The sequence below is a fragment of the Streptococcus sanguinis SK355 genome, from assembly GCF_000212855.1.
GTDB lineage: Bacteria > Bacillota > Bacilli > Lactobacillales > Streptococcaceae > Streptococcus > Streptococcus sanguinis_A.
The window spans coordinates 714,022-740,261 of sequence record NZ_GL890993.1 but is presented as its reverse complement, the minus strand read 5'-3'; the positions used below and the strand labels follow the sequence as shown (position 1 = coordinate 740,261).

The following is a 26,240-nucleotide window of genomic DNA, read 5'->3' as shown; positions in this document are numbered from 1 at the left end:
AACGCTATAATTTACTGTCAACTTTTATCCACACCCTGAAAATCTAAGCTGGAATCCACAATAATATTCATATCAAGAACCGCTTCAGCAGGCTCATCCAAGGCCCGCTGAATTTTTTCAGCCTCTATTTTTACAGCTTCCTGTTCATTGAACTGACTGATAACAAAATCTATGCAGGCCTGTTGCCTTTCTGGAGATTCTAATTGATGAAAATAGCCTGCCATAGCTTCAAGCTTTTTTTCGCTGCCTAGCTGCTCTATCGCCGAACGATTCGCAAGTCCTAAAAGATAATCCGCTGAAACATGAAAAAGACTACTCATATTCTTGAGCTCCATAACCTTAGGAAGATTAGTATTGCTTTCCCACTTGCAGACTGCTGCCTTACTAACATGTAAAATCTCTGCTAGGCGCTCGAGTAAATCCTTGAGCAATCCGCAGCTTTCTTATTCTTTCCCCTACCGTCGCCATTGATTAGTCTCCTAAAAAATCTATCTTTTCCAAATAGATTATATCAGCAAGAAGAGAATAAATCAACGAAAATGTAAAGAAAATGTAATAATATCTACAAAGCCCATGAAACCGCCTTTATAGCTTATTTAAAAAAGCTATATTTTAAAAGAATTGATTTTAAATCAACAATTCTATTGATAAAATAAAAAAAAGAGTATATAATTTTAGTCATAAAATTTGAGGAGTCTTCTATGGTAACGATAGCAGAATTGCGGGCGCGCAATAATAAAATGACACAAGCTCAACTAGCAAAATTACTAGGTGTTTCTCAAATGACTGTTTCTCATATGGAGCGCAATCAACTGAACATCAGAGGCGATAAACTAATCAAACTTGCGAAAATTTTTAACGTAAACACAGACGAGCTCTTGAAAATCGATTGATTTTAAATCAACTTTATTTTAGGACCGTTAACTGATTTACAGAGGAGCAACGTTTCATGGAAATTAAGATTATATTTTTGGAAGATAAGCTGAAATACTTTAGGAAACAGAGCAAAGATGAGCAAAATCAAGAAATTATCAACTGCATGTTACTGGGCTATAGCCCCTATAACATGTGCCTAGAAATCGGCATCAATGTCTATGGTGGACAGCGTCCCATTAGCAAGTCCCTATCCAAAGAATTCAGTGAAGAAGAAGTTGACGAAATCTTTGAAACCTACTATCGCCTTCTTTACTTCCCTCTACTTCAATTCGAAGAGGGTTTAATGACCAAGCGCTTTATTGATAAATGTAATGACTTCTTAAAAAGTTTGACTTATCAAAATTTTATTAATTACTTGAAGGATCCTGCTATCATCATTGCTGAGCATCTCATCGATACAGATATCTTAGCCCGATTCTTCTCAAGAGAGATGCAACAGAAACAAATTAAAAAAGTTGAAGCTGAGTTGGGCATTGAGTTCAATGTCCGTGACAAGATTACCTCTTGGCTGAGAAAAGCCAATGTCATGTACTACAAAGGGCAATACATTGATATGAAAACTCAAGAGCCCCTAACTTTTGTCTACGAGTAAGATTTTGACAAGACTGTGTCAGTCCTGCTTTATGCTCGACTGACCTTTGTAGTTTAGCCGACTTGATCGCCTCATCTTACCCGTGATTTCCTTTCGTTTTAGATATATAAAATCAGGCACTGATTCATTTCAGTGCCTGATTTTATAATATTTCAATACCGTCTTCAAATAATGCCTTTAGTTTTTCTGGAAGCTGTTCTGGATTATCAATTTTCACCAAACCAACCTCGGTCCCGTCATACTCTTGGATTACAACTGGGAAGTCTTGAGCTATTTCCTGTATTAGTTTTTCTCCATGGATGACTAAATATTTTTTATCATCGGGTTTTTGCTTCATTCATTTTGACTCCTCTTTTATTTCTATCATCTCGTCTAGGTCTTGTACTCTGCCTGTCAGAACACCAATTTATCTTCTTGCGTCCATTTATCCGAAACCGCTTATTGAGTCTCGAATCATACCTCGGTAAGAGTTTTAAGGTGCAAGAATTGTCGTCAAAAAAGGTGGAATTTCTACTTTAAGAGTATACCACAATTCTTAAAAAATTCTATAAATTTAACCAAAAACTTTTTTGTTAAATTTTATTCAGTCCAGTCTTACAACATAGCTCTAAAAAGTCATTGCCTAATGCTGTCCAGCACTTTACTGGATGCGTAATTTAAAGGGCAGAAGAGAATAACTGCTACTATCTGCATCAAACTGATAGAGGGAGCTCTGTAAATCCTCATGCTGTGCGCTGTCCAAATCAAAAAATAGGATATTAGCTTCATAAGCAGATAAGTCATACTTGTGACTAACTTCCTCTACACGATCCCAAGAATCCACAATCAAAACCAAATAGCGATAGGGATCCTCTAAAACAGACCAATGTTGTAAAATCAGCAGAAGTTCCTCCAAGTCTGCTTCCGTCACGAGAGGGTAGAGGTCAAAGACATATTGCAATCTAGGATTTTCAAAGAGCAACTCTCCTTGCAAAAGAGCCTGACGCAAAAAAATCTGTCTTTCTGTCTGGGTCTTCTTCTCTTCTCCCAACGAATTCATTTTCTTTTTGGTCTGTTTAATGGTATAGGGCTGGGGTACCAACATTTTCTGAGGCAAGAAACCTTTGTAATGAGCTGATAATTTGAAAATCTGATAGGTGTCTACGATTTTCCAAAAGCGAAGAGGCTGATAAAGATCATCTTCAAATAAATTTTCCTGCTTATAGTACTCCTGCTGCTCGATTAATTGAAAATAGCGCAGCAAGCGATAGCCATTTTGGCTGATAGAATAAGCAGCTGCACTAACTTCAGGCTTGTCCTGTCGCGGAAATTCCCAAGTCTCAATCAAAAAATACTGGCATAGTTTTTGAACCGCCTTTTCAATACGCTTCCCCGAGACATTGCTTCCCATCTCTTTTTGAATATGAAGTTTCTGGACATTGCGAAAACGAGCAATAAAGACTAGAATGTCTTTCTCCAGTTGGGACAGTTCTCGTCCTACCAAAAGAAAATCCGCTTCATTCTGGTAACTAATTTCATACAGACCGTTTAAGCGAAAAGGAAAGGAACGGCTAGGGTGGAGTCGTCTCATATAAAAGCTTTGGTAATAATCTTTACTAAAACAGGACGGAACAATGGCCACATACTTTCCGGTTTCGGTTTGTTTGATTCTATGTTTACTTAGGATATTGGACAATCCTTTTTCACCTCCTTTTTATAATATTTCTTACTTAAAATTATACAGGAAAGATTACCTATAGAGCTTTATCATAAAGAGAGAAAAAAGAAAAAGTCTGAATACAAATCAGACTTTTAAACTTAGAAGGTTATGTTGAGAAATCACTCAGTTTTTTTACGTTTAAACCCAACAAGAGCTAATACAGATAGCATGGCCGTACCTATTAAAGCAAGAAAACTTTGGTTCGTTCCAGTGGCAGGAAGGACTGGGGCAGTTGGAGTAGCAACAGGCTTGTTCTCCTTCGCCTTATTCTTCAAATTCTCCGCTGAACCTTGCACAGAAATGGTTGGATCCGCAGCATTTGGCCCTGCTCCATTTCCTTTCGCCACCTGATCAGCCGACTTCTGGCTAGCTTTCGGTTTGGAAGGAGCTTTCGGCGCAGGTTGCTGGTCAGATGGATCTGGTACCGCTGGCTTGGGATCTGGTTGGTTCGGCTGACCAGGACGGTTCGGCTGGATAGGATCCCCATCATCACTTGGTGGGGTCGGCTGATTATTGCCGCCGCCGTTGTTATTGCCACCATTATCATTACCGCCATTACCATTTCCACCGCCGTTACCGCCGCCATTGTTGCCGCCGTTATCAGCAGGCGGTGGGGTCGGTTGGTTATTATTGCCGTTGTTATCTACAGGTGGAGTGGGTTGGACTGGGTTCCCATCATCGCTTGGCGGGGTTGGCTGATTATTACCGCCGCCGTTGTTATTACCACCATTACCATTGCCGCCATTGTTGCCACCGTTATCATTACCGCCATTATTATCAGAAGGTGGTGGGGTTGGTTGGTTATTATTGCCGTTGTTATCTACAGGTGGAGTGGGTTGGACTGGGTTCCCATCATCGCTTGGCGGGGTTGGCTGATTATTACCGCCGCCGTTGTTATTACCACCATTACCATTGCCGCCATTGTTGCCACCGTTATCATTACCGCCATTATTACCAGAAGGTGGTGGGGTTGGTTGGTTATTATTGCCGTTGTTATCTACAGGTGGAGTGGGTTGGACTGGGTTCCCATCATCGCTTGGCGGGGTTGGCTGATTATTACCGCCGCCGTTGTTATTACCACCATTACCATTGCCGCCATTGTTGCCACCGTTATCATTACCGCCATTATTATCAGCTGGCGGTGGGGTTGGTTGGTTGTTATTGCCGTTGTTATCTACCGGCGGAGTCGGCTGAACTGGGCGTTCATCGCTCGGTGGGGTCACTGGATTCGGATCATCAGCATGGACAAGATTAACACCAATAGATGCTGCAAGTAGAACAGAGGCTGATAGAAGGATTATTTTATTCTTTTTCATAACAGAATGTCCTTTCAATTATTTGCTATTCCCATTATAGCTCAGGAGTAAGCGTTTTTCTGTTTATCGTAAATAGTTTTACTATTTTTCTGTGACCTTTCGCAACCACTTTCACTCTGGATTGTTGGAACCAAGCAATAAAATAAGATGCGAATAATTATAAAAGCACCGCTAAAATTAGCAGTGCTTACTTGTTTTCTTTTTCTAAATCATCCTCTGGTTTGTTGGAAACTAAGAGAAGCATGAGAAAAGTTACAATAGAAAGGAAGAGTAAGTTTAAGATAGATTGAAAATTTTTACCACTGAATAAGCTTCCACCAGAAAAAATCCAAAGCAATAAAAGAATCAAAGCTACTGTGAAAAAGAGAAAGCCAAACAACCTAACATAATCACGGTCGCGAACCCAAACAGAGTGGGCCTTCGGAACAAAGCCGTTATAGGCAACTTCGTGAAAAGTAAACATCAAAGGCTCCTGATCTTCTGCTAAGCGTTCATTAATTCTGAGTTCCATCTCGTAGACCAGGAGAGGATCCAAATCCGCTGCATTCAGCTCGCCACTTTGGCATTGCTCAATTAGATGATCCAATTCTATTGCATTTAAATGACTATGCATACAACCTCTCCTTTTGCTTTTCTGTCTTCTAGTATAATCTAAACCGATTTATTTCACCAGTTGCAGTGAGAATATACAGCAATAGTTAATGAATAAAGTCAGTCTCCCCGAACTCTGATATTGCCACCGTGGTAGGAAGCAATCTGAAGCTGGCCGGTATAGTCATTGTAGTTACCGACAAAATAGGAATTTTCCTTCCCTTCCTTGGTCATGACACAGAGGAACTGAAGCACATCATCACTGTAGGACTTAAAAACCTCTGTTTTACTTTCATCTATGTTATAACCAGCTAAATTTATGGCCATAGCAAACGTTAGGACCATGGGGCTAGAAGTAGAGGCTAAATGATTATCCATATTCCCGGAGATATTTGCTGTATCAGGATGCTTTTTGATATCCTCGACCGCTATTTTTAAAGCTTCAGCCACTTTATTTTTTTTCTCTTCAGTCACCACGCTCTCTGGTCTCTCTAGGGTTGCACGCGCATGCTGATAATTTTTCTCGTTAGGTGTTGGTTCACGGTACGACTGAGATGAATAGCTTTCAGAAGACCCATCTATAGAGCTCGTCTGAGAAATCTCCGCTTCTCTTGCCTTCTTCCTAGCCTGCCTATTTAAAAACACTGTTACAAGCATGGCTATGAAGAGCACCGTACCTAAGCAAATTAGGGTGATCATTAATTTTCTTTTCTTTCTCGGATTCATCATTACCTCTTTTCGTCTGGCTAGTTACTCGCTCCCGTTTTATTACCGCCTAGATTAGGCTCTCTATCATCTGGATAAGCAAACTCATAATGTTTTTCTGCCTGCTCAGCCGGCCTAATCACACAGTAGTGCCAAGTAAAAGGTTTACCTGCATTTGTACCACTAACTGAACTATTCTGCTCACAGGTCAGGATACTGCCGTCTTCAAAGACATGACAGACAATCCCAGTATGCCCTGCAGGATTCCCGCTGTCACTTAGACAGGAAAAGATAGCTCCTTTTTTGGGTGCTTTCTTTGTAGAATTCCCAAAGATTCTTGCCCAGGCATCTGCTTGGTCAATTCCGTTCCCAATGACAACTCCCTTGTGGCCCCACAGAATATTCCCAAAGCTGATAGTCAGATTAACACACTGACCAGCCAGATAGAACTCATCAGGGTGTTCCCAGTTAGCTCCACTGCCACCATATTCCATACCAAAAGCTCTTGGATCTAAAAGATAAGGATTTAAGCTAGCTGGAAGAGTACTTGGAGTATAGATTGCAGCAGTTATATCCTCTGGCACCTTGCCTGAACCATCAACAGCATCACCATTGGTCCCAGTCGAACTGCCATCTTTACAACCTTTTTTCTTAGGTCCGCTGGATGAAGGGGAACCGCTATCCGTTTCACTGCCCGAAGAATCACCGCCAGAAGAAGTTAATGTTACAGGGCTAGAGCCATACTGGGAGATGGCCTTCTCATCTAGCCACTTAAACTTAGAGCCCAAGCTGTTGTAAAGGTCGTGCAACTTAGTCTTGTAGGATGGATCCGTTGCCCAACCACCATCTGCAATGGCACTAAGCGTACTGATTCCGTCCGTATTGTTAATAGCCCCCTTATAGAGAGTCTGATTTTTCATAAACTCTGCCTTGCCGACAATACCAGAATCAAAGGTTGAGAAGAATGCATATTCTCCTCCAGTCCCATCTCCAACTTTTGTACCTGGTCCGCTCTCAGCTACGGAGCTATTTCCATATAAAGAAATAGTCTGAGTAAAATCTGACCTTTTATTCCATTTGACCCCACCCATATTATGAGCCTGACCAAAAGATGGGACACTCTGATCAAAAGAGGTCTCAATCTGGGTCTGTACGATAGAGGCAGACGGCAAAAAGCCACCTACTTTCCAGGAGTCTAAATAGGCTTTCTCGTGCTGTTTGACAAATTCTTCTATAGAGCTATTGGCCGATGTTGTTTCTTCTGTTGTATTGGGAGAGGTTTGACCACTTGGATTACAATCACTGGATCCGCCGCTACTTTCAGCTCCTCCTCCCATCAGGATAGCTGCCAATAGAAACATAATCAGCAAGATAAGCAGAACAGGAATTCCAATCCAAAGAAAGACTTTTAAAAAGATAGCCTTTTTAACCGCACCCTTCACTGCTTTCTTAGCTGCTTTCTTGGCTGTTTCTGATACCATACTTCTCTACACCTCTCAAAAAAAAGTTCGTAAAAGCCAGTACAATACAACGAGGACAGCTACAACCAGACCGTATTTTAAGAGCTTTTTGATAAATTCACGGTCTCTTTTGTACTGCTCCTGAATCTGCCAGTCATCACCATGATCATAGTAGGTTTTTTGCTCATCTACCATGTTTTGGTAATAGTTGCTGACAGATTCCTTTTTGGCACGATAGGATTCCACGGTATCCTTATAGAGGGAAATGGGGCCTCGGATACGTCTTTTTGTAGAATGCGAAGACTCCGCCTCCCTCTCCTCATGCATTTCAGCTTTTTTTACATCTGGCCGGACAAGTCTGTACTTTACCATTTACATTTTCCTCAGGCAGAGGGAGTCCCCTTTCCGCCTGAAGTCCTTTCTATATTGATTTTACGCATTAAATTTTTCGTCTGACAGAAAAACGGCCTTTTTGGGGACTAGTGTAGAGCTCATCAGTAATAGTTGTCGAGCCCCATAAACCCTTGATTTTGAAAGTTCTGGTGATTTCTTTTTCATTCAGCCCTGTGACTTTGTCTGATACTGTCTTAGTCACTTCCTTGGTCAGCCGAAAATCATCAGGATTCAACAGTTCCAGCACCATATAGGCATGACGATAAGCCCGATATTGCTTCTTATTATTCAGACGTTTGCTATATAGAGGAGAAAATTCTTTACTCAGCTTAGCTATTACACTAACCACAAACCGGCGATGAACAGACTCTAAATAGCAGATAAACAGCAACAAAACCAAATATAAATCCGCTGTCACCCCAAACTCTGTCAAGAGCGTAGAAGGGAGAAAAGTCAGCAGCAAAACTGGAACAATGGCCTGATACTTTCCCTGAGCAAGGAGAAAGCAAAGAACAACTGCTCCAACAATTAAGGAGACAGAAAAAGTCATCGTCACCAATCGACCTCCAGATAGCGCCATTAAATAGGCTAAGTTCAGACCAAAGCCGAGCAGAAAAGCAGCACCAAAAGCTACTGTTGCAATCCAACGCAGCCAAAAGAAGGTTTTTAAGGTTTTGGTTGAGTAAAACCAGTTGTTAAACCGTAAAACAAGCATATCATCTCCTAATCTACACTGGCATATCTTTCTAGTTCGTTCCCTAAAAATTCCTGGTTAAAGACAACATTCCCATGCCCAGCGATATTGAGAAAGAGCTGCCCCTGAACTAGGTTAGGCAAAGTTTCCAGCTCAGACTCTGTCATGGACTCTCTCAGAGCGTCTGCCAGTAGGTGGACTGTAGTCTCATCTGTATTAGCAAAGACACGATACTGCATCAAGGAGAAAATCCGCCTGATGGATGATGCATAAATATCTAGGGTTGTATTTCCGCTGGCAACCAAAACATTCTGCAGGGAGGACATTTCCAGTACAACTCCTGCATAGTTCGTCCCCATTTCCTCAATCATATCAGCCAGGAAAGTTACTGACTGAGAATAGCGAATATCCAAAACCATCTGTGCTGAAGAAATATTAATCACATAGTGAGTCAACTGATCATGAGTCAGGGACAGATTTTGCTTGCGCTTCTGCCGCTGAATTTTCCCGTTATTGACCACATAAGAAGAAATCAGAGACAAAACCTGGGTCAGCTGAAGATTAAGTAGCATAGGTGTCTTAGTCAGCTCCGACAGATCAATCGTCACCACTTGCTCCTCTGACAAATCTTCAAAGTTGGTGTAGACATCAAAGATTGGACCGTAGTTTTTATTGAGAGAGCTGAAAGTTTTGGAAATACGCCCTACTGATCTCGTATCATGATCATTTCCGGCCTTTCCTGCTGCCCGATAACGCTGTTCCAAAAACGAACAAAACTGAGACAGACGAGGATGCTCATCATTAACAATCGTTGTGATATGAATCTTTTCGGCATTCTTCTCTGCATTGTGCTGCCATAAGCCAATAGATACATAAAAATCTGTAATCAAATCTTCTAAGCGCAACAGATCGTCAGAAGTAATCTCCTGGTTCAGCACCTGAGCAATACTTTTTAGCTTAGCCACATGTAGACGGAAGGAGCCGATTTCATCGACTTCAACTCCATTTTCCTTGGTCATGGTTGGGAGAACCTGCATGATATTGATTTTATTAGCACCACCAGACATACTAAGCACTTTCCCGTATTGAAACTTTGTCAAATCATGAAAAGTCCCATCCAAGTCAATATTGATAATCTTGTGTCCTCGGGCATAGAGGGAATCCGTGTGCTTAAGGACGAACTTCTTTTGATACATTTTAGGAGCACCGGCTACAAACATAAAAGGCCGAGTCCGAATATCATCATTCTGTAGGAAGTCTAGGTTGACTGCACCGCTGGTTGGCGTGTAGCCAAAGTAAGTCCCATGCGGATCTGCCAGCTTGGTGTGGTTAAACCAATAACCACCAGACAAATCCCGTACCGGCACCGGCTGAGGTTGACGGTGATTAGGCAAATCCTTCTGACGCAAAGGCGGAACAAAAGGTGAATGATACTCAATGTCCTGCTCGCCGATAAAGGACGTCATGGAAAATTTAGGCGCCCCATTTTTAATCTCAGACATTTTTTCAAACAGCTCTTTTTCAGTATTCCCCGAAGCATAGATACGAGTCCAAATACCCTTAACGCCCGAGTTATTGTGGCGAATATCCTGTTCCAGCAACATCAAATCCTGCACTTCATCCAGTTCGGCCTGATTCTTAGTTGCTTTTTGATTTTCATCAATCCGCGAACTCTTTTCTTCGACAGCCTTGGAGGCCTTTTCCTGCACCAGCTTATTATCTAAGTGAGTGACATGCATAAATGCTCTGGTTCCCTGAACCTGCATCAGTTCAGTACCCCAGTAGTCATTCAAGCCACCAGTCGGATACCCCGTTACAAACAAGGCTGCATGATAACCATCCCCTGACTTCCAATAGCGGTCATCCGATTTAAAGTCAATATTCCCTTGAGGCTGAATCCGGCTGATAAAGGGCAAGTCATAGCCTCTAGCTATCAACTTTTTAACTTTTCGTTTCTTTAAAAACATCTCTACTACACCTTTTCATTTTGATTGTTGTACTGCTTGAGAATCTGCTCTTTTTTGCTAGCCGAAACAATAACTGGAACAAAATCCCCATTTCCGCTAGTCTGGGCCTTACGCACCTGCCTATGCAAATCTTCAATAGTGTCTCCGTAAAGCCAGATTAAAAATTCTGCATTGTATAACTCCTGCTCGACAGCTTCTTCTGACAGAATATTCTGCATGAGAATACTTTCCCGATCTTTCAGCTGCTCCATTCGGTTCTCACTGATTCCAGTCTTGCTCATTTCTCGCCGAACTTCATTTAAAATCCGTCTAGACTCAATAATCTGTTCGGAAGTATCTGTCGGTAAGGTTGTAGACTCAAACATATAGTCAAAGGTGATCTCAGAGTTCCATTTCCTGAAGTTTTGAATGGTTCGCTGCCGCTCATTGTCCGAAAGAGAGTTCAAATCTTTCCCTCTCACTTCCATGATTTGCAGATAGCCTGAGTAGCCATTTTCCAAAGCAATCGGCTGTCCCTTGACATTGTTTAAGATTGCCTTAGTGTCCAGCAATTCGACCGTAGAAAGAAAATCGCGATTTTCAAACTCCTTTGTATCATAAGAAAATTGATTTTCCGCAATCTTCCCAAGCCGACTATTACCGTTTCCAGTTGTTTCTTGTTTTTTCTTTTTTCCCATTTTTTTGGAAGAACTTGGTTTTTTTAGAGCCATAAATCCTATCCTTTTCTCTATTTTATATTATAAAAACATTATACTTTATCAAAATCTCATAAGGCTTTATGATAAAGCAGAAGACCTTGTTTTAGATTGATTTTTGCCCTTTCTTGGGATAAAATAAGAAGAAATATAACCTAAGAGGCAGTTTATTGATTTCCAGTTTTATCCAACAACATCCCTTTCTAACTTTACTAGTCTGGCTGCTTTGGCAAATTCCTGTTGCTTTCAGCTATTCTAGTCTAGCTCACTCCAAACTTAAACGTACTCTCATTCTCACACTGACATCCATCTGCGGCGGTCTTGGTGGAAGTTTTGGAGTCGCTTGGAACGATTTAAAGAATCCTCGCTTTCAGCTAGCCTCCTACACTTTTGCAATTTTCCTAGGTTTCATCACCTCGGGACTACTGTTCGGCTATATCTTGCTCAATTGGTTATCAAAGTTTCTGCCTTTTCTAGCGGGAACATAATCCAAACATCCTAAAAATTTCTGTATTTGGTATAAAAAAACAGGTTGACAAAATAGAAAAATTAGAGTATAATAAAGGCTCTTGAATTGGGTCTAAGCATTTGCTTATTACCCTCAAAGCCCTTATCTACGGCAATAGATAAGGGCTTTTTTACGTTCTCTATATATTGAACACAGGGGCGGCAGAACTATTTCTTTCTGCGGCGTGTCGGGAATCGGCGCGATTTTTTCGCGCTGTTCTTACGACTTCTGATAGTATCAAACCAGCAAAAAACTTTCAAAGCAAGATAAAGAACACTGAAAAAGACCTTTCTTTAAGTTGATCCCCATTGACAAAATTGAAAAAATAGGGTATACTAAAGTTCCGAATAGGTTCTAGGCATTTGCTTATTACCCCAAAGCCCTTATCTACGGCGATAGATAAGGGCTTTTTTACGTTCTCTATATATTGAACACAGGGGCGGCAGAACTATTTCTTTCTGCGGCGTGTCGGGAACCGGCGTGGTTTTTTCGCGCTGTTCTTGCGACTTTTGATAGTCTCAAACCAGCAAAAAACTTTCAAAGCAAGATAAAGAACACTGAAAAAGACCTTTCTTTAAGTTGATCCCCATTGACAAAATTGAAAAAATAGGGTATAATGAATGTTCCAAAACTGGTTCTAAGCATTTGCTTATTACCCCAAAGCCCTTATCTACTGCAATAGATAAGGGCTTTTTTACGTTCTCTATATATTGAACACAGGGGCGGCAGAACTATTTCTTTCTGCGGCGTGTCGGGAACCGGCGTGGTTTTTTCGCATTGTTCTTACGACTTCTGATAGTATCAAACCAGCAAAAAAACTTTTAAAGTGGGTTAAATCGCATTGAAAAATCTTTCTTCAAGAAATCAATTCATCAACATAGATGTTCGGGGCTCTCTATAAATTCTTTTCAAAACACTCATCTATAAGCTTCGCAGATTTTATCTCGCATTCTGACACTGACTCTTGGGGATCCAGCATAAGAATGTCCATTCTGAAAGACAAAAAAAACTGGAAAGATAAGTTTCTTTCCAGTTCCATCTTTATTCAACGTCAATCCCTTTAGTTTTTAAGGTATCCAGTTTGAATTCATTCTTACTACGAGTGACAAAGAGCGGCTTGTGATCATCCTCTGTTTCAAAACCATTATAAGTACTATTATAAACCTTGGTTGTGCTCGTAACATGTTTTAATTTCAAGGTATAATTCCAAAAATTCCCAAAATTCCGGTCCGGCTTACTAACATCTAAAAAATCAATTTCAATATTTTCAGTAGCAATATTTTTACCTGTATCATCTGTTACAAGCTTAACCTGAAAATCAGCCGTTGGTAACTTGCCCTTACCATCTCCATAAGGTTTCAGCGCTTCTGCTAATTCCTTATATTGAGTCTCGTCTGGAAATTGTTCTGCATTGCTGGCAGTCACATCATAGATATGTTTCAAAAAAGTCCCTTCCTGACTTTCATAATACTCCATGATTTCTTCATCAGTCATTTTAGACAGCTCGCCAAAGGATTTACCTTCATCCCTATTGAAAGTTGTATAACCTTTTACTTTTCCTTTATTAAAAACATAGACAGCAAAAGGATGACTCTCCTTAGATACTTCATCTGCCACATACCAAATTTTATTTTTAGCATTTTTCAGATGCTCATAAATTCCCTCTTCCGTTTTTTGTACTTCAGAGCTGGAACCATTAGTATTGCCTCCTTTATTGGAACTGCAGGCTGATAAAAACAGAAGGAAAATTGAGGAAACTGCTAAAAGCAGAGGGAGATATTTTTTCTTCATCATATGACACCTTTACTTTCTTTATTTACTATATTATAACGAAATTTCGGAAAAAACAATGTATGATAAAAAGTTCTCCTAAACTTCAGAACTAGTCCATCTCAGGTATAAAAAATAGGTTGACAAAATAAAAAAAATAGGATATAATGAGGGCTCCAGAATTGGTTTTAAGCCATTGCTTATTACCCCAAAGCCCTTATCTACTGCAATAGATAAGGGCTTTTTTACGTTCTCTATGAATGGAACACAGGGGCGGCAGAACTATTTCTTTCTGCGGCGTGTCGGGAACCGGCGTGGTTTCTTCGCGCTGTTCTTACGACCTCTAATAGTCTCAAACCAGCAGTCAATACATTTATAACAAATATATGCTAGGACTGATTTGACAACATAAAGAATGATATCCCAGAATTGACTTACCATTACACTACCCCCTTTCGTTAAGATGCATTGACTTCTAGTCTATTAGACACTAAATCAACACTCGAAAGGGAGCTTGTTTTAGATTGAGCTCACAATCTTTTCGATACATAAGATCACCTCCTTTATTGATGCGTTCATAAGTCTGTCCAAACAAAAAAGCCACACTTGTAGCTTGCCATTTGAACACCTGTGAAATCAGAATTTTTTCCAACTGGAAATACCTTCTGATTCGACATTCATTTGTTCAGCAAAAAAAGACCTCTCAAACAAGTTCAAAGCACACCAAAAACCGATTCTAATAACAAAACATCCTATGTAGTCAGTTCTGAAAAAATCTTCCTTAGTGTTCTTCAAGCTATAGCCCGAAAAGTCATAATATTACCGATAGTCATAATAAATGTCTAAGCTGTTACATAAAATCTTTCAAAATACCAATCCCATAGCTTCGTAGATTGTTTTTCTGTATTTTGGCACTATCTCTTAAGCAGTCTAAGTCTCAGTAAAGATTAGAAAGTCAGTTCTTAAAGATAGAATGAAACCGACAGGCCTCATACTCAACTGAAAAGCAATAAATAATTTATACATGTTCATTATACTACATCTCAAATGATTGTCAAGACAGTAAAAACGGAAAGATAAATTTCTTTCCGTTTTTACATTATTTTTTACCAGAATCTTTCCTATTGATACCGCCGTTGTTTGAAGAACTGGACGGTTTATTATTAGTATTATTAGAAATCTGCGAGCCAGATGCTCCACCAATTCCCTGCTTAGCTTGATTCGGCTTATTCGCATTTGTCGCAGCATTTCCGACACCTGATGCTTCACTTTTAGTTCCTGCCTTCGAGTTGGCTCCAGAAGCTAAAGTATTAGAAACCGCTGTTCTTCCAGCATTATAGTTTTCTCTAGCAGCACTGCCAACATTTTTAACAGAATTCTTAACTCCTTCTGCCGTGCCTTTAACAGAGTTCTTCGCGCTATCATAAGCACTATCAATACCTGCTTTAGCATGAGAACCTAGATTCGCTGCTGCCTTACCAACCCCGCCAGCCTGCTTAATGCCTTCCATAGCACCCTTAGCACCGCCAACAGTTCGAGCAGCTCCAGCTCCAATTCCTTTGACTGCTGCACCAGCACCTCGAGCAGCACCTTTAGCGCCGCCAACCGCTTTCCGAGCTGCAGTTCCAACGCCACGAGCAGACTTCTTAGCCACACCAGGGGCGGCTTTAGCCATTTTCATGCCAGAGCGGGAAGCTGCTGCACCCGCAGCCATACCAGCGCCGGCCATACCGGCCAGTTTGCTTCCTCCGCCTTGAGATGGAGAAACACCTAGCCAACGCTCAACAGCACTATTACCACTTACCAAAGCGAAATAGACACCTACATAAACGATAATGGAGGCCATGATGCTTTCCCAATAATTGAGGCCTGAAGCAAAACCGCCTCCTGATAAACCACTAACGACAATGCCTGGGAAATCTCTCAAGATGCTCATAGCAACTCGAAGCAGGATAACCTCAAAGAAAATACCTGTAATAGTTCCAAAAATTGTCTGAAGCAATTCTTTAAACTTCTCTGAGTTTTCAACAGAAGTATAGCCAACGATTGGAGCAATCATGCCTGCTACCAGAACCTGAAAAACCGATTGGACGAACCGAATACTCATACTAATCAGTAAGGCTATCAAAATAACCTGCTGAACAATTAAGCCAATCCAATTGACACTATAGCGAGGATAAACTGCTGAAAAGACATTTTCCAATTCACTCCAAGTCCCCGGCTTCACCTCATCAATCCGGACATTCCCCTGTTCATTCGATCGCAGAACTGAACTTAAGATAGGAGCTACTCCTTTGAAATTACTATTGCCATTGTCCCCATCTTTCTCAAACTGCTCTAATACTTCTTTATCTGTACCTCCATACCACGCACTATAGTCCGTCTGCATAACATTCCCATCATCCAGTTTATTCAATTTTACGCTTTTATCACTAGGATTTAAGAATCCTCTTTCATCCATTCCCAATGTTTTGACGTTAAAATTATTCTGCATGAGTACATATAAGTCAACGACATTGCTTTCATAAGGTTTAAGTGACAATGATGAAAAGCTGGACTTCCCATCATCAGACATGGTCCGGACAGTTTTTCCATCTAGAGCAAGAGTTTTAGAGAATTCTTTAATTGCTTGGGGCAGCAAGCCTACAACTGCTGTAACCAAGAGAAAATGAGCAATGACATCCTTGTACTTCATTAAACCAGTCACAAAACTAGCTGCTAGGAACATTACCAAGAGTAGGACAAAAACAACTATTCCAAGTTTTTGCAGACCATCGAAAATCTGTCCGACAAAAGTGTCGTTTTTATCCAAGTATTCAAAGAAACCAAAAAGCTTGAATAAGTTGTTATAAACATTTTCCAAAGCGATACTAATTGAATATAGTGCTTTGGTAATCCACCCTGGCAAGTTCAAAAAATAAGCAAAAGTTTGTGGAATAGATGATAGATAATTAGACCATTGCTCATAAAATTTAGCTGTCTCAATCGTAGGAGATTCGTTGTAGGGCCAATCAGGACTCACATCATCTTTAAAATTATTAGCTTTACTGATTAAATCTGAAAGACTTTCATAAGCCGGCACTCATATCACTTCCCTTCTTCGGAGGAAGAGGCTTGACTGGATTCAGACGGCTGGGATTGCTCTGAGCTGCCTTCTGTTTCAGGTTTTTTATCGCCTTCTTCCGACTGCTTCTCTGAATTTTCTTCATCAGCTTTTTTCTCACTGATATAGATACTGGTGACAGGTTCAGAAGTAATCAAGAAACCATATTCAGCCTTGCTATCTTCTTTAATACCAAATGAAAGGCGTTTGATTTTATTGACTCCTTCAGCTGTCGAAAAAGTAATCACATAAGTCAAGGTAAAAGAACCATCTTTTTCCAATTTGACACTTTCCAGTAGATTACTGATAACCTGAGCCTGCTCTGGCTGAGTATATTTGGCATCGCCAGAAGAGAGGAAAGGGTTGAGCGCTTCCTTATTTCCAGAATAGTAATTTGGAATAAAGAAACGTCCAAACACATCCGCTGCATGCTCTTTTGCTTGAAGTTTTTGGATGTTTTGCTGCTCTTGATAAAGATAAGCGGTCTGAGCCTCTAGCTCTGCTCGCTTGTTATTACCCATGATACCAATAACGACACCTACAAGGCCAATCAACAAACCTGCTATCCCAAGCCCCAGAGCAATCTTGCTCAAGAGCGGATTTTGTTCTCCCATTTCAGATACTCCTTTATTTCTAATCTTTTTAGAACTAGCTCTTTGCAGGGCTCCCTGCACGTCCGACTCAATAGGAAAATAAGGGAGATCTGCCTGAGATAAGCCCAGACTTTCCGCATATGTTCTTAAAATCCCATTTTCTTTATCCGTAAAATAAAGAGCCAAGTCATCATAAGTGTATTCTTTGAAACGGGGATCGCGCAAGGAAGCTTCCATCAGCTTGGTCATCAGATTATCATAAGTATGATCAATCAGAAAAGGGCTGATACTGGGTTCATCTTCAATAGAGGGCTTGCCGCTTTCGTTATTAGCCAGAGAGACCTTAGCAAAAGTAAAATCCCCAAATTGATCCCGCAAGGCACGAAAAAGAACCTCCGCCTGAAGAAAAGTCAGATAAGGCAGACTGTCCTCCATGGTTCCAGTGTCTAGAAAATGCTCTTCGTCAAGATCTTCAATTAAATCCTTAATCGCTGCATTGTGCTTGGGAGAGTCTTTGCCTTCCCATTCAATATAAACAAATGAGGAGTCTTTGATAACTCCTCCTTTTCCTAAACCAAATCCTGCCATAGATTAACCACCAAACATTTGCTGAATAAATGGAACGGCTTGACTGGCAAGGACAATGACAACAACACCGATGATTACATAAACAATATGCCCTTTAGCCCATTCACGCATCTTTTGTGATAACATCAGACCAATACCAGCTACAACCAACATAGCAACGGCAATAGTAAAACCAAGGGCAGTAAAATTTTGCGTCGCCTTATCTGCTCCCTGATTGACTGAATCAAACGGGTTCTTCCCGCCTGCAAAAACTGGACTAGAAGTCAGAAATGTAGCGAGGGCAGTCATCACTGCTAGCCATTTTTGTTTAACTTTAAGATTTTTCAAGGTAGTATCTCCTTTTCTTATTTATCATGCTTTATTATAGCCTAGTTGCATATCGGTTTCGCTGTATCATAAAGAGAAATGAAGATTTTCCCAAAAGATTTATCTGATTCTCTTTTAGAAAATACAAGCTCATGCAAAAGCAAAATAGATTTTTATCTGCAATTCAACCTAAAGCAACGAACCTCTTAATCAGCCAATCAAAAGATTAAAGTCTGCTTGGGATAACTGATTACTCCACTTTCGTAGCTTCAAAATCCAGTGTCCGCTTGTCAATATGGTGAAAAATACCATCCGGTGCCTCTCCAATGACTTTGATTAGAACATTGTACTTGGCACCTCGACGTTGCAACAGAAAAAGCTTCTCAGCGATGGGACCGGTCACCCGATCCTGAATCAGACGCTCCAAAGGACGAGCACCATTTTCTACACTGGTTCCCTTGGAACGCAGAAAATCATAAAATTCCGCCTTGTCTTCATATTGAAGATAGACCTTTTGCTCAGCCAACCGTTTTTCTTCTTTCTTCCAAGCCAAATCTACGATAGCCTCAATGATATCAGCTGTCAACATATTGAAGACTACCTTGTTCCCAAAACGGTTGATGAACTCAGGCCGGAAGGTCAGACTTAGTTCTTCTACAATCCGATTCATAAAACCTTCATAAGCTAGGTCAGTCATCTCTCCGAAGTTACCCTCGTTAGCGTAGGTCTTTTTGATTTCATCAGCACCTGAGTTGGTTGTCGCAATCACGATAGTATTTTTAAAGTTAATCTTGCGCCCTGTCCCTGTCGTCAAGTGACCTTCATCCAACACCTGTAGGAGAATATCGTAGATGTCTGGGTGGGCCTTCTCCAACTCATCCAGAAGAACTACGGAATAAGGATTGTTTTTTACCGGCTCCGTTAGGAGACCTTTAGAGCCAACAATGTTTTTACCAATCAGCTTATCCTTGTCACCTTTAGAGGAATACTCGGAACAGTCAATCCGTATCATAGCATCAACATTGTCAAAAAGAATCTTGGCTAGGGCTTTAGCCAACTCTGTTTTCCCAACTCCAGTTGTTCCTAGAAAGAGAAAGCTTCCCAGAGGTTTATTAGGCCGTTGAAAACCTTCTTTTGAGATATAAATGGTATTAGCCACCTGTGAAACTGCAAAATCCTGACCTTTTACATACTTCTTCAGCTCATCAGTGAAGTTCATCAGCCTCTCTGAGTCATCCTTCAGAATGGTTGTAACTGGAATCTTCTTCATTTTCTGGATAACGCGGGCAATATCTTCAATATCAACTACCTTGCGCTTCTCAAAATAAGCCTGAGCGGTCGCATCATCCAGCAGGTCAATAGCCTTATCAGGCAGAAAACGCTCAGGAATGTAACGGACAGCCAACCGAACAGCCTGCTCTACTGCATCGTCCGTGATGGTGATATTCCTTTCTTTTTCAAAACGCCGACGAATGTTCCCAAGGATAAAAATAGCTTGGTCTTCAGTAGGCTCCTCGACTGGTACCATCTGGACCCGCCGCTCCAAAGCCTTATCGGTTTCGATGGAACTTTGGTATTCTTCGTAGGTCGTCGCAGAAATCATCTGAATTTCCCCACGCGCCAAAGGCGGCTTGATAACATTTCCGGCATCCAACATACTGCCGGCACCACCGGCTCCAACAATGGTATGGACCTCATCAATAAAGAGGATATTTTCACCCTTGGTTACCTTTAACTCCTCAATAATCCGCTTGAGCCGCGAAACCATGTCCTCTCCATCTGACTTGCTGGAGATATTAGACAACTCCAAGGAACGAACTGTTACATGCTTAAACTCATCTGGGACATTGCCTTTTAGAATTTCTACCACCAATCCGTCCACAATCGCTGTTTTACCGGTCCCGGCTTCTCCGACTAAGATAGGGGAGTTTTTAGTCTGCCGCAGAAGAGATACAATGACTTGCTCTACCTCTTTATCCCGGCCAAAAACTGTAAAATTGTCAATCTTCTTGCGAATCTTTTCAGTAACATTCTCTGTGTATTTATCCAGATAAGGTGTTAAGCTCTCCTCTTCCTCAATTGACACTGAGTCTTGGAATTTCAAGGTATCGGGCATGATTTTTTCTTGGTATTCTTCTTTTTGCTGCAGTTTTTCAGTCTGTAACATTATCTTCTACCTATCCCTCTCTTTTCTGTTTTAGCGACTTCCTTGCTCCTCATACGGTCAATGGATTGGTATCTTTTACGTCGACGCGTTAAGAAAATCCTAATCGCATGAAGATTGTTTTTTCCGCCGTTAAAAGGGAACATCAGATAAAGAGCAATGATAAAAGTCAGCACAACGAAACTGATGTATTCAACCGCTTGTTGCTTAGGAAAGACTTTCCCACTGCCTGTGAACTGCATAGCAAGAATTGGAGCCCCAAATACAAAGAGCAAACTGAAAAGGCGGATGCCGTAAAGTTTGACAGACGCAAAAAGATCTCGCGGAAAACCATAGGGACGGTTCTCATAGTTGTTTTCTTCTGACATAAGATTCTCCTTTAACTTTTTCCTTGCAGTTGAGCTAGCATAAACAGAGACTAGGCTAGCCAGAAGCAGCTAGTCCTAGTTCCCTTTTTCTTAAAAATCCATCTCAACTGAAGTAATTGGTGCATTAAACTGATAAGTCCCGTCATGGACTTCTTGCATGGAGCGATCCAGCGCATCAACAGCATTCTGCAGGGTAGAAATATTATCCTTAGCCTGATTAATCTTCATCTGCTTCCCGTTGATTTCTTTTTCAACATTTTCAATCTTCTCTTGATTTTCGGTCAAATTACTGCCAACCAGATACTGGCCTGACCGCTCTAAATCTTCCAGTGTCGTCCTATTTTCCTCAATGGAAGCTTCCAACTTTTCAATGGCTTTCTGGAGTTTCTCAATTTGCTTCATCTGGAATTTCTTTTCCTCTTCAAAAGCATTGAGAGCAAACTTTTCCCGAGACAAATCCTGCAGATAGGCATGTTTAAGTTTATCACTCTGAGCAGCCACCATGAACTGCACTTCATTGCTCAGCTCTGCCGTATCCGTTTTTTTCTTTTTCTTTTTAGATGAATAGCGTGTTTCGCTGGAAGTGATATCGTTATACTCTTCAATATCAACATCTACATCTTTGTTAGCCATTGTCTTATTGGTAATATTAAGGGCGATGGCTTCAAAATCCTCTGGAACATTTCTGACAATGACATCAATTTTATGGTTAGCTAGAGGAATAACCTCCATCTTAGTATCCTCACCCTGCTTTTTGGCATAGAGCATCCACTCTAAGTTCTTGGCATTGATACCTTTAGCAATAGAAGAAGTATAATCCGATGTCTCAAATTCCAGGAGCAGGATGCCATTTTTTTCTGAATAGACCTGCTTAGTCAGCATAATACGCCCAGAATCATTTTCAAAGTCTCGGCTCGTAGCTAGCTGCGCCTCTGTATACTCAATCCGCTGAGGAGACAAATAAGCATTGATTAGCAAAAAGAGCCACATTGATATCAGAACTAAAAAAGTTAAAAATTTCCTTAGGATAGCCCTACGTTTCAAGGTCTGAACGACTGCATTTCCAACGATATATTTCTCAATAAATACATCCAAAGCATCGTTATTATTCTTTTTATTGTCCATGTCTGTATTATAGCCCAAAAAAACAAGATAAATGTTTATGATAAAAAGAAAAAGACAGCCGCAAAAGCTGACCGTCTCTATTCTTCAAGCAAGTTACTTTTTGTTTCATCTTACAAAACAAAAAACTAGAAGAGCTGAGAATAAGGCTTCCCCCAGCTCCTCCAAATAAAAAGATTTAAAGTAAATAAGGTGTCGTAAAACCTTATTTAGGAGATACCAACAAACAGCAGTCATCAACACTGCTCCCAATTAGAAAAAAGTTAAAAAAGGAATTGTTGCTTGCCGGTATCATCAGTATATCATAACTCTACCTTCTTCTAGTTTATGATAAAAAGTAGGTAACCTAGTCTGCACTTAGCAAAACACTCGTTTCTGAAAGGGCTGAACTTCCTGCAGAAAAGAAAACGTACTTCTACTTGTTGTCTATATTAAGAATCTGAACCACATAGTCTAACTCAGCTTGATTAAGAGTGATTCGCTCATCGTCTTCCTTAGTCGCCAGACTATAGAGCTTGTAACCCCTATCTCCCCAGACCATGGCCGTCGCGGCCTGATCTACACCATAACGCTGTGCTGCCTTTCCCCCTGCCTCTGAGGATATATCAATAAAAAGAATCTTATCCTGGTCTTGAACTTGCGCTAAAAGTTCAGGAACAGCGCGCTGACACTTTCTGCAGGCAAGCTTATAAAACAGAATAACCCGCTTATCTTTACTCTCTATCTTCTCAAGCAACTCGGAATAGCTTCCAGCTTCCATACTAAAAATCTGCTTGGCTTGCTGGCTATCTTTATGGATGAAGATGGTCTTATCAAAACTAAACTGATTGGAAAAGAAGCTACTTACCACACCACCTAAAAGCAAGAGTAAAAAGACAAAACACAGACAAGCAAGAGAAAGTTTCATATCACTGGCCTGGCTATATTTCTTCCCAAAAAGAAGAGGCAGCCTTGCAGAAGTCCTAGAAACGAGGTAATGGTAGGCAAAAATCAGATAGAAAAAAGGAAAGGAAAGGGAGAGAACGGACGACCAAATAAGTCTGTGACCGATATTGATTCGATATTGCCATAAAAACCAGGCAAAGCAAAGGGTAAGAATAAAGCCACCTAGAACAGCAATATCCTCTTTCTTAGTTAAGCTTGACTGGGGTTCAGTTGTCATAAGAGGCTCCTTCTATTATGAATATTTAATCGTCCATCATCGGATTATACTTTTTGGAAACATGTGGTTTTGCAGCCTCAGAGAATGCCTCAATACTTGGAGCATCATCCTTGCTCTGAGCATCTGATGTAGAATTAGCAGCCGACTCTGAACTAGACGGCTGAGCCGAAGCAGGCTCAACTGGTCGGTCGGATAAACCGCTTTCTTGACTGCTTTTCTGAACTGCTGACCGGGACTTCCCTTTATGGTCACTGCTCTTGGACGCAGCTGATTGTTTTCCTCCTTCAGACGAGCGCTTAGCTTTGTTTTTTCTAGGTTTTTCTAGAGACTTATGTTCCTCATCTAATCCAAGAATAATACGCTGCTCTTCTGGTGTAAAGCGGTCAAAAGGAATGACACCTTCCGAATGGCGCTCAACATAATAGCGCTCGACCTGCTCTTTCCAAATTTCGTAAGCACGGCGATCTTCTTCATTTTCCTCTATATTAAATGGCGCCTTGTAGTTAGGATCCTTGAAAATCGGAAGCTCAAAGGATGGTGTCGGCGTAACCTTGACTAGCTCGCTCTCTTCATCATCAATGACATGAACTCCAGCAAACTGGAATTTTTCCAAGCGGAAGAGCTCAGAGCTATTAGTCACATCTTCCTCTGCAATTTCCTCTCGGTAAGATGAAGCATTGTTGTCATTGCCTGCCAACATATCTACGCTGCCTTTATTGGTCATCCGACTGACCTTCTTTTCCGTTCCGGCCCGCTCTACGATAGTTTCTGTTGACTTATTGGAACTACCTTGGAAAACAAAAATATTCCGATAAGAGTTGAGCAGAGCAGCCGTATCTGAAGCTCCCAAGCTAGCCTCAATCTGCTCATAATTCTGGTAAAGACCCAGCACTGCCGTATTATACTTGCGGCATTGATTGAGGAAGCGCTCGGTATTGGGTGTTGTCACCCAGCCGTACTCATCTTCGATAATGGAAAAGAATGGATCCAACGTGCTAGAATTCCGTCTGAGAACCCCTTTCTGCACAATCATATCCGTAATCTGACCAATCATACGGGAGCTGTCATCGTCTACAGGACCACGGGCTGTATTGACCAATAGAAAGCCCCCCGTTTTCAGAAGAATATCAATATCCTTGGTAGACTGGGAGAAGAAAATCCGTCGCACCAAGTCAGAAGAAGCCAGTTTACGAATGGTATTTTTCATACCTTCAATATTAGCATCGTGGGTGATGTACTCAACACCCGTCCGCGGGTCTTCTTTATAAGCATCCGCAAAGTAATGGTAGGTCGTATTGATGATTTTATTTTTAGACTCAGCATCTCGTTTTTGATTAAACGCCTTGCGCAACTTAGGAGACATATGGGAATCAAAGCGAGATGGGAGACCACCTTGTTTGACAAATTCTTCCTTTTCAAGATTGTAGAGCTCCTGATAAGGTCTTTCATAGAGTCGTTGGAACTCTCGCTCACTGGCATCTCGATACACTTTAAAGAGCTTTAAGCGCTTGATGACCAGAGAAGGAATTTCCAGCAAATCATAAAACTCGCTGAGGGTTGGGGATCCGCCATTAAGATTCACATCCAGATAGCTATTTTCAATCCGAGATGTAGATTTCAGCATGAAGACCAGATTGCGGACATAGGCTTGCTCTGCATTTTTAAAGAAAGTATTTCCACCGCTGCTACCACCTTCATCCGCGAAATTACGTATCAAATCCGAAGTCAGACCTGCGGCTGTATTTGTCTCTGCATCAAAGATATTAATTCCATCAGTGTCTTCCTTAGTCGGATCAACCAGCCAGATCATCTCTTCCGGAAATCCGGTTCGCTTGATAATATCCTCCGCATCATGAATCAAGTCACCTGAAGGCTCATTGACATAGAAACCGTTGATTAACTGCTTGCCCAAACCTTTCTCATACCATTTTTCATAGAAATCTCGCTTAGTCTCCAACAAAGTTTGCTCGTCAGAAATACCCAAAGCTGCAATCTGCTGATCCTGCTCCTGGATAAACTTGGCATATTCTCGCAGATAAACAGTCACATTGCGGGCGTCCTGAACAATGGTCGGCTTAGCAATGGCAACAGACTTACCAGAGCCTATCGGACCAAACCCTGCTGTGTGCAAGCGTCTGACATCCGTTTTGAGAATAACATCATCACCAATGTCCGAATTGCGTCCCAAACGGATATAGGCATCGCCGTCTCTGTCCAAATCGTTAAATAAATGAGTCACTTTCTTATGCTTAAAGAAGCGTTTTTTCAACCACCGCTTCATCATATCATCATAGACAACAATCTCACTGCTGTAGGAGTTATAGAGCAGATAGACAAAGAGAAAAACTGGTGCAATCAAAAGCAAAGTATTCCAAAATTGATTACCAATCAGTGGCGATAGAGTTTTATAGTCAAAATAGGTATTCCCTTCTTTGAGAAAGTCGCTGGCAGCCACATACATCTGATTGAGCATGGCAATGATATAATTATTCAAAGTCAAAACAATAATATCTATGCTGGATATCAGAGCTGATAGAAAGGATAGAAAAATATAACGTCGCATAGTCTGACTGCGATCATTTTCTTTGAAATCTTTCCTTTCTTTAAACAGCAGGTAGCGTTGGCGGCTAGTCAGATTCGTGTGCCACAGCCCTAGATAAAGAGACAGGAAGACGGACAAAAAGAGAATAATAAACAGAAATAGAAACAAGCCAAAACTAACTTGCTTTCTCATGACAGCCAGCAGCATGACTCCTGTAAGACTAGCAGCACCAAAAAGGAAAAGTGCCCAAATCACCTTTCTCAGCAAAAAGATCACATAATCAACACTTCGATGCCCTTTTAGTTTATAAGGTAATTTTGAAAGTAAAAATAGCATGAAAACCTCACTTCACCAACCCAATCATAATCTCTAATAAGCCAACAATACCGGCCGTCATTGCAAAAGCGACGTAAAAATACAGACGCTGACGCTGTCGGCTCTCTTCCCGCTCAATAATCAAATATTGATAACGATAGATATAGTGCTGAATAATGGAAAAAGTCGGTACCAGAGCTAGAACCAAAACCTGCAGAATACGCAGCAAATAAACCAAACTCTTTTCCTCCATTCCAGGCAAACTCCCCTTTGAAAAGAGCAGAGCTAGAACTGCGATAGAGCCAAAGCGAAAAATATAAAACAATGACACCGAAATCAGGAAGGCCAGCCCAGACTTCCGTTTTCGTTCGACATTGTTGGTCTGATCGCCAACTACCCAACCAATTCCGGATATGATAATGGCTAGTCCGATAATAATTTCAGCAACAATAATCACATAGTACATAATATGATTTAAAAAAGTTGAGTCCAACTTGCTGCTCCTTTTCTAAAAGAGGCTGAGAAAATCATGTTTCAGCCTCACCTTGTTATAGCAAAAGCTTCCTGCCATCCCAACCACTTGCTCAATAGCAGAGGATTGCTTGTAGATACAAGCCGAGATGAAAAAGCGAGAGGAACGAAATATTTATC

The 26,240-nt window shown here is 41.0% G+C and carries 23 protein-coding genes; 2 read left to right on the top strand and 21 right to left on the bottom strand.

Going from position 1 to position 26,240, the window contains the following annotated elements; all coding sequences use genetic code 11:
* Positions 1–17: 17 nt before the first annotated feature.
* Positions 18–431 carry a helix-turn-helix domain-containing protein gene (locus tag HMPREF9389_RS07580; RefSeq protein ID WP_002928893.1) on the bottom strand — a complete coding sequence of 138 codons (414 nt, stop codon included), beginning with the start codon at positions 429–431 and terminating at the stop codon, positions 18–20.
* A 270-nt stretch (positions 432–701) separates the two neighbouring features.
* Here HMPREF9389_RS07580 and HMPREF9389_RS07585 point away from each other — a divergent pair, with 270 nt between their 5' ends.
* Both HMPREF9389_RS07585 and HMPREF9389_RS07590 read left to right on the top strand, forming a co-directional pair.
* Positions 702–893 carry a helix-turn-helix domain-containing protein gene (locus tag HMPREF9389_RS07585; RefSeq protein WP_002896794.1) on the top strand — a complete coding sequence of 64 codons (192 nt, stop codon included), beginning with the start codon at positions 702–704 and terminating at the stop codon, positions 891–893.
* Positions 894–949: 56 nt separating this feature from the next.
* Positions 950–1,528: a hypothetical protein gene (locus tag HMPREF9389_RS07590; protein ID WP_002896795.1), complete on the top strand. Its 579-nt coding sequence runs from the start codon at positions 950–952 to the stop codon at positions 1,526–1,528.
* A gap of 142 nt (positions 1,529–1,670) precedes the next feature.
* Here HMPREF9389_RS07590 and HMPREF9389_RS07595 read toward each other — a convergent pair whose 3' ends face one another.
* From HMPREF9389_RS07595 to HMPREF9389_RS07695, 20 genes are all read right to left on the bottom strand, one after another.
* A complete protein-coding gene (locus tag HMPREF9389_RS07595; RefSeq protein WP_002928891.1) occupies positions 1,671–1,865 on the bottom strand; it encodes a hypothetical protein in 195 nt (64 codons plus the stop codon).
* Between the two features lie 303 nt (positions 1,866–2,168).
* Complete coding sequence (locus tag HMPREF9389_RS07600; RefSeq protein ID WP_235787853.1) at positions 2,169–3,098, bottom strand: hypothetical protein; 930 nt, start codon at positions 3,096–3,098, stop codon at positions 2,169–2,171.
* A gap of 248 nt (positions 3,099–3,346) precedes the next feature.
* Entirely contained in the window at positions 3,347–4,543 is a 1,197-nt protein-coding gene (locus HMPREF9389_RS07605) for an LPXTG cell wall anchor domain-containing protein (RefSeq protein ID WP_002928888.1), read from the bottom strand.
* Between the two features lie 187 nt (positions 4,544–4,730).
* The gene (locus tag HMPREF9389_RS07610) at positions 4,731–5,156 is read right to left on the bottom strand and encodes a hypothetical protein (protein WP_002928887.1); all 426 of its coding nucleotides are present in this window, start codon (positions 5,154–5,156) and stop codon (positions 4,731–4,733) included.
* A 98-nt stretch (positions 5,157–5,254) separates the two neighbouring features.
* Positions 5,255–5,860: a hypothetical protein gene (locus HMPREF9389_RS07615; RefSeq protein WP_080560747.1), complete on the bottom strand. Its 606-nt coding sequence runs from the start codon at positions 5,858–5,860 to the stop codon at positions 5,255–5,257.
* Between the two features lie 20 nt (positions 5,861–5,880).
* Positions 5,881–7,320 carry a CHAP domain-containing protein gene (locus HMPREF9389_RS07620; protein ID WP_002928883.1) on the bottom strand — a complete coding sequence of 480 codons (1,440 nt, stop codon included), beginning with the start codon at positions 7,318–7,320 and terminating at the stop codon, positions 5,881–5,883.
* A gap of 15 nt (positions 7,321–7,335) precedes the next feature.
* A complete protein-coding gene (locus HMPREF9389_RS07625) occupies positions 7,336–7,671 on the bottom strand; it encodes a hypothetical protein (RefSeq protein WP_002928881.1) in 336 nt (111 codons plus the stop codon).
* A 67-nt stretch (positions 7,672–7,738) separates the two neighbouring features.
* Positions 7,739–8,407, bottom strand: a complete 669-nt coding sequence (locus HMPREF9389_RS07630; RefSeq protein WP_002928879.1) for a hypothetical protein — start codon at positions 8,405–8,407, stop codon at positions 7,739–7,741.
* An 8-nt stretch (positions 8,408–8,415) separates the two neighbouring features.
* Complete coding sequence (locus HMPREF9389_RS07635) at positions 8,416–10,353, bottom strand: hypothetical protein (RefSeq protein WP_002928876.1); 1,938 nt, start codon at positions 10,351–10,353, stop codon at positions 8,416–8,418.
* 5 nt (positions 10,354–10,358) lie between these two features.
* Positions 10,359–11,063: a hypothetical protein gene (locus tag HMPREF9389_RS07640; protein WP_002928875.1), complete on the bottom strand. Its 705-nt coding sequence runs from the start codon at positions 11,061–11,063 to the stop codon at positions 10,359–10,361.
* 1,534 nt (positions 11,064–12,597) lie between these two features.
* On the bottom strand, positions 12,598–13,350 hold the full coding sequence (locus HMPREF9389_RS07650) for a hypothetical protein (RefSeq protein WP_002928868.1): 753 nt from the start codon (positions 13,348–13,350) through the stop codon (positions 12,598–12,600).
* Between the two features lie 1,075 nt (positions 13,351–14,425).
* Positions 14,426–16,408 (bottom strand): pLS20_p028 family conjugation system transmembrane protein, encoded by a 1,983-nt coding sequence (locus HMPREF9389_RS07655; protein ID WP_002928862.1) that lies wholly within the window; start codon positions 16,406–16,408, stop codon positions 14,426–14,428.
* A 5-nt stretch (positions 16,409–16,413) separates the two neighbouring features.
* Positions 16,414–17,610, bottom strand: coding sequence for a hypothetical protein (locus HMPREF9389_RS07660; RefSeq protein WP_002928861.1), 1,197 nt, complete (start codon positions 17,608–17,610; stop codon positions 16,414–16,416).
* A gap of 3 nt (positions 17,611–17,613) precedes the next feature.
* On the bottom strand, positions 17,614–17,937 hold the full coding sequence (locus tag HMPREF9389_RS07665; RefSeq protein WP_002928859.1) for a TrbC/VirB2 family protein: 324 nt from the start codon (positions 17,935–17,937) through the stop codon (positions 17,614–17,616).
* 229 nt (positions 17,938–18,166) lie between these two features.
* On the bottom strand, positions 18,167–20,083 hold the full coding sequence (locus HMPREF9389_RS07670) for an AAA family ATPase (protein WP_002928857.1): 1,917 nt from the start codon (positions 20,081–20,083) through the stop codon (positions 18,167–18,169).
* Positions 20,083–20,448 (bottom strand): hypothetical protein, encoded by a 366-nt coding sequence (locus tag HMPREF9389_RS07675; RefSeq protein ID WP_002896822.1) that lies wholly within the window; start codon positions 20,446–20,448, stop codon positions 20,083–20,085. The genes HMPREF9389_RS07670 and HMPREF9389_RS07675 overlap by 1 nt, the downstream gene beginning before the upstream one ends.
* Before the next feature lie 90 nt (positions 20,449–20,538).
* Complete coding sequence (locus tag HMPREF9389_RS07680) at positions 20,539–21,573, bottom strand: hypothetical protein (RefSeq protein WP_002928855.1); 1,035 nt, start codon at positions 21,571–21,573, stop codon at positions 20,539–20,541.
* Positions 21,574–21,985: 412 nt separating this feature from the next.
* Positions 21,986–22,732 (bottom strand): hypothetical protein, encoded by a 747-nt coding sequence (locus HMPREF9389_RS07685; protein WP_002928852.1) that lies wholly within the window; start codon positions 22,730–22,732, stop codon positions 21,986–21,988.
* Positions 22,733–22,757: 25 nt separating this feature from the next.
* Positions 22,758–25,610: a TraM recognition domain-containing protein gene (locus HMPREF9389_RS07690; RefSeq protein ID WP_002928844.1), complete on the bottom strand. Its 2,853-nt coding sequence runs from the start codon at positions 25,608–25,610 to the stop codon at positions 22,758–22,760.
* Positions 25,611–25,617: 7 nt separating this feature from the next.
* Entirely contained in the window at positions 25,618–26,082 is a 465-nt protein-coding gene (locus HMPREF9389_RS07695) for a hypothetical protein (protein WP_235787852.1), read from the bottom strand.
* Between the last annotated feature and the right edge of the window lie 158 nt (positions 26,083–26,240).

Excerpts from the sequence above, each read along its gene's own strand:
- HMPREF9389_RS07585 (WP_002896794.1), top strand. The coding sequence starts at position 702 with ATGGTAACGATAGCAGAATTGCGGGCGCGCAATAATAAAATGACACAA.
- HMPREF9389_RS07590 (WP_002896795.1), top strand. The coding sequence starts at position 950 with ATGGAAATTAAGATTATATTTTTGGAAGATAAGCTGAAATACTTTAGG.
- HMPREF9389_RS07595 (WP_002928891.1), bottom strand. The coding sequence starts at position 1,865 with ATGAAGCAAAAACCCGATGATAAAAAATATTTAGTCATCCATGGAGAA.
- HMPREF9389_RS07600 (WP_235787853.1), bottom strand. The coding sequence starts at position 3,098 with ATGAGACGACTCCACCCTAGCCGTTCCTTTCCTTTTCGCTTAAACGGT.
- HMPREF9389_RS07605 (WP_002928888.1), bottom strand. The coding sequence starts at position 4,543 with ATGAAAAAGAATAAAATAATCCTTCTATCAGCCTCTGTTCTACTTGCA.
- HMPREF9389_RS07610 (WP_002928887.1), bottom strand. The coding sequence starts at position 5,156 with ATGCATAGTCATTTAAATGCAATAGAATTGGATCATCTAATTGAGCAA.
- HMPREF9389_RS07615 (WP_080560747.1), bottom strand. The coding sequence starts at position 5,860 with ATGAATCCGAGAAAGAAAAGAAAATTAATGATCACCCTAATTTGCTTA.
- HMPREF9389_RS07620 (WP_002928883.1), bottom strand. The coding sequence starts at position 7,320 with ATGGTATCAGAAACAGCCAAGAAAGCAGCTAAGAAAGCAGTGAAGGGT.
- HMPREF9389_RS07625 (WP_002928881.1), bottom strand. The coding sequence starts at position 7,671 with ATGGTAAAGTACAGACTTGTCCGGCCAGATGTAAAAAAAGCTGAAATG.
- HMPREF9389_RS07630 (WP_002928879.1), bottom strand. The coding sequence starts at position 8,407 with ATGCTTGTTTTACGGTTTAACAACTGGTTTTACTCAACCAAAACCTTA.
- HMPREF9389_RS07635 (WP_002928876.1), bottom strand. The coding sequence starts at position 10,353 with ATGTTTTTAAAGAAACGAAAAGTTAAAAAGTTGATAGCTAGAGGCTAT.
- HMPREF9389_RS07640 (WP_002928875.1), bottom strand. The coding sequence starts at position 11,063 with ATGGCTCTAAAAAAACCAAGTTCTTCCAAAAAAATGGGAAAAAAGAAA.
- HMPREF9389_RS07650 (WP_002928868.1), bottom strand. The coding sequence starts at position 13,350 with ATGATGAAGAAAAAATATCTCCCTCTGCTTTTAGCAGTTTCCTCAATT.
- HMPREF9389_RS07660 (WP_002928861.1), bottom strand. The coding sequence starts at position 17,610 with ATGGCAGGATTTGGTTTAGGAAAAGGAGGAGTTATCAAAGACTCCTCA.
- HMPREF9389_RS07670 (WP_002928857.1), bottom strand. The coding sequence starts at position 20,083 with ATGTTACAGACTGAAAAACTGCAGCAAAAAGAAGAATACCAAGAAAAA.
- HMPREF9389_RS07675 (WP_002896822.1), bottom strand. The coding sequence starts at position 20,448 with ATGTCAGAAGAAAACAACTATGAGAACCGTCCCTATGGTTTTCCGCGA.
- HMPREF9389_RS07680 (WP_002928855.1), bottom strand. The coding sequence starts at position 21,573 with ATGGACAATAAAAAGAATAATAACGATGCTTTGGATGTATTTATTGAG.
- HMPREF9389_RS07685 (WP_002928852.1), bottom strand. The coding sequence starts at position 22,732 with ATGACAACTGAACCCCAGTCAAGCTTAACTAAGAAAGAGGATATTGCT.
- HMPREF9389_RS07690 (WP_002928844.1), bottom strand. The coding sequence starts at position 25,610 with ATGCTATTTTTACTTTCAAAATTACCTTATAAACTAAAAGGGCATCGA.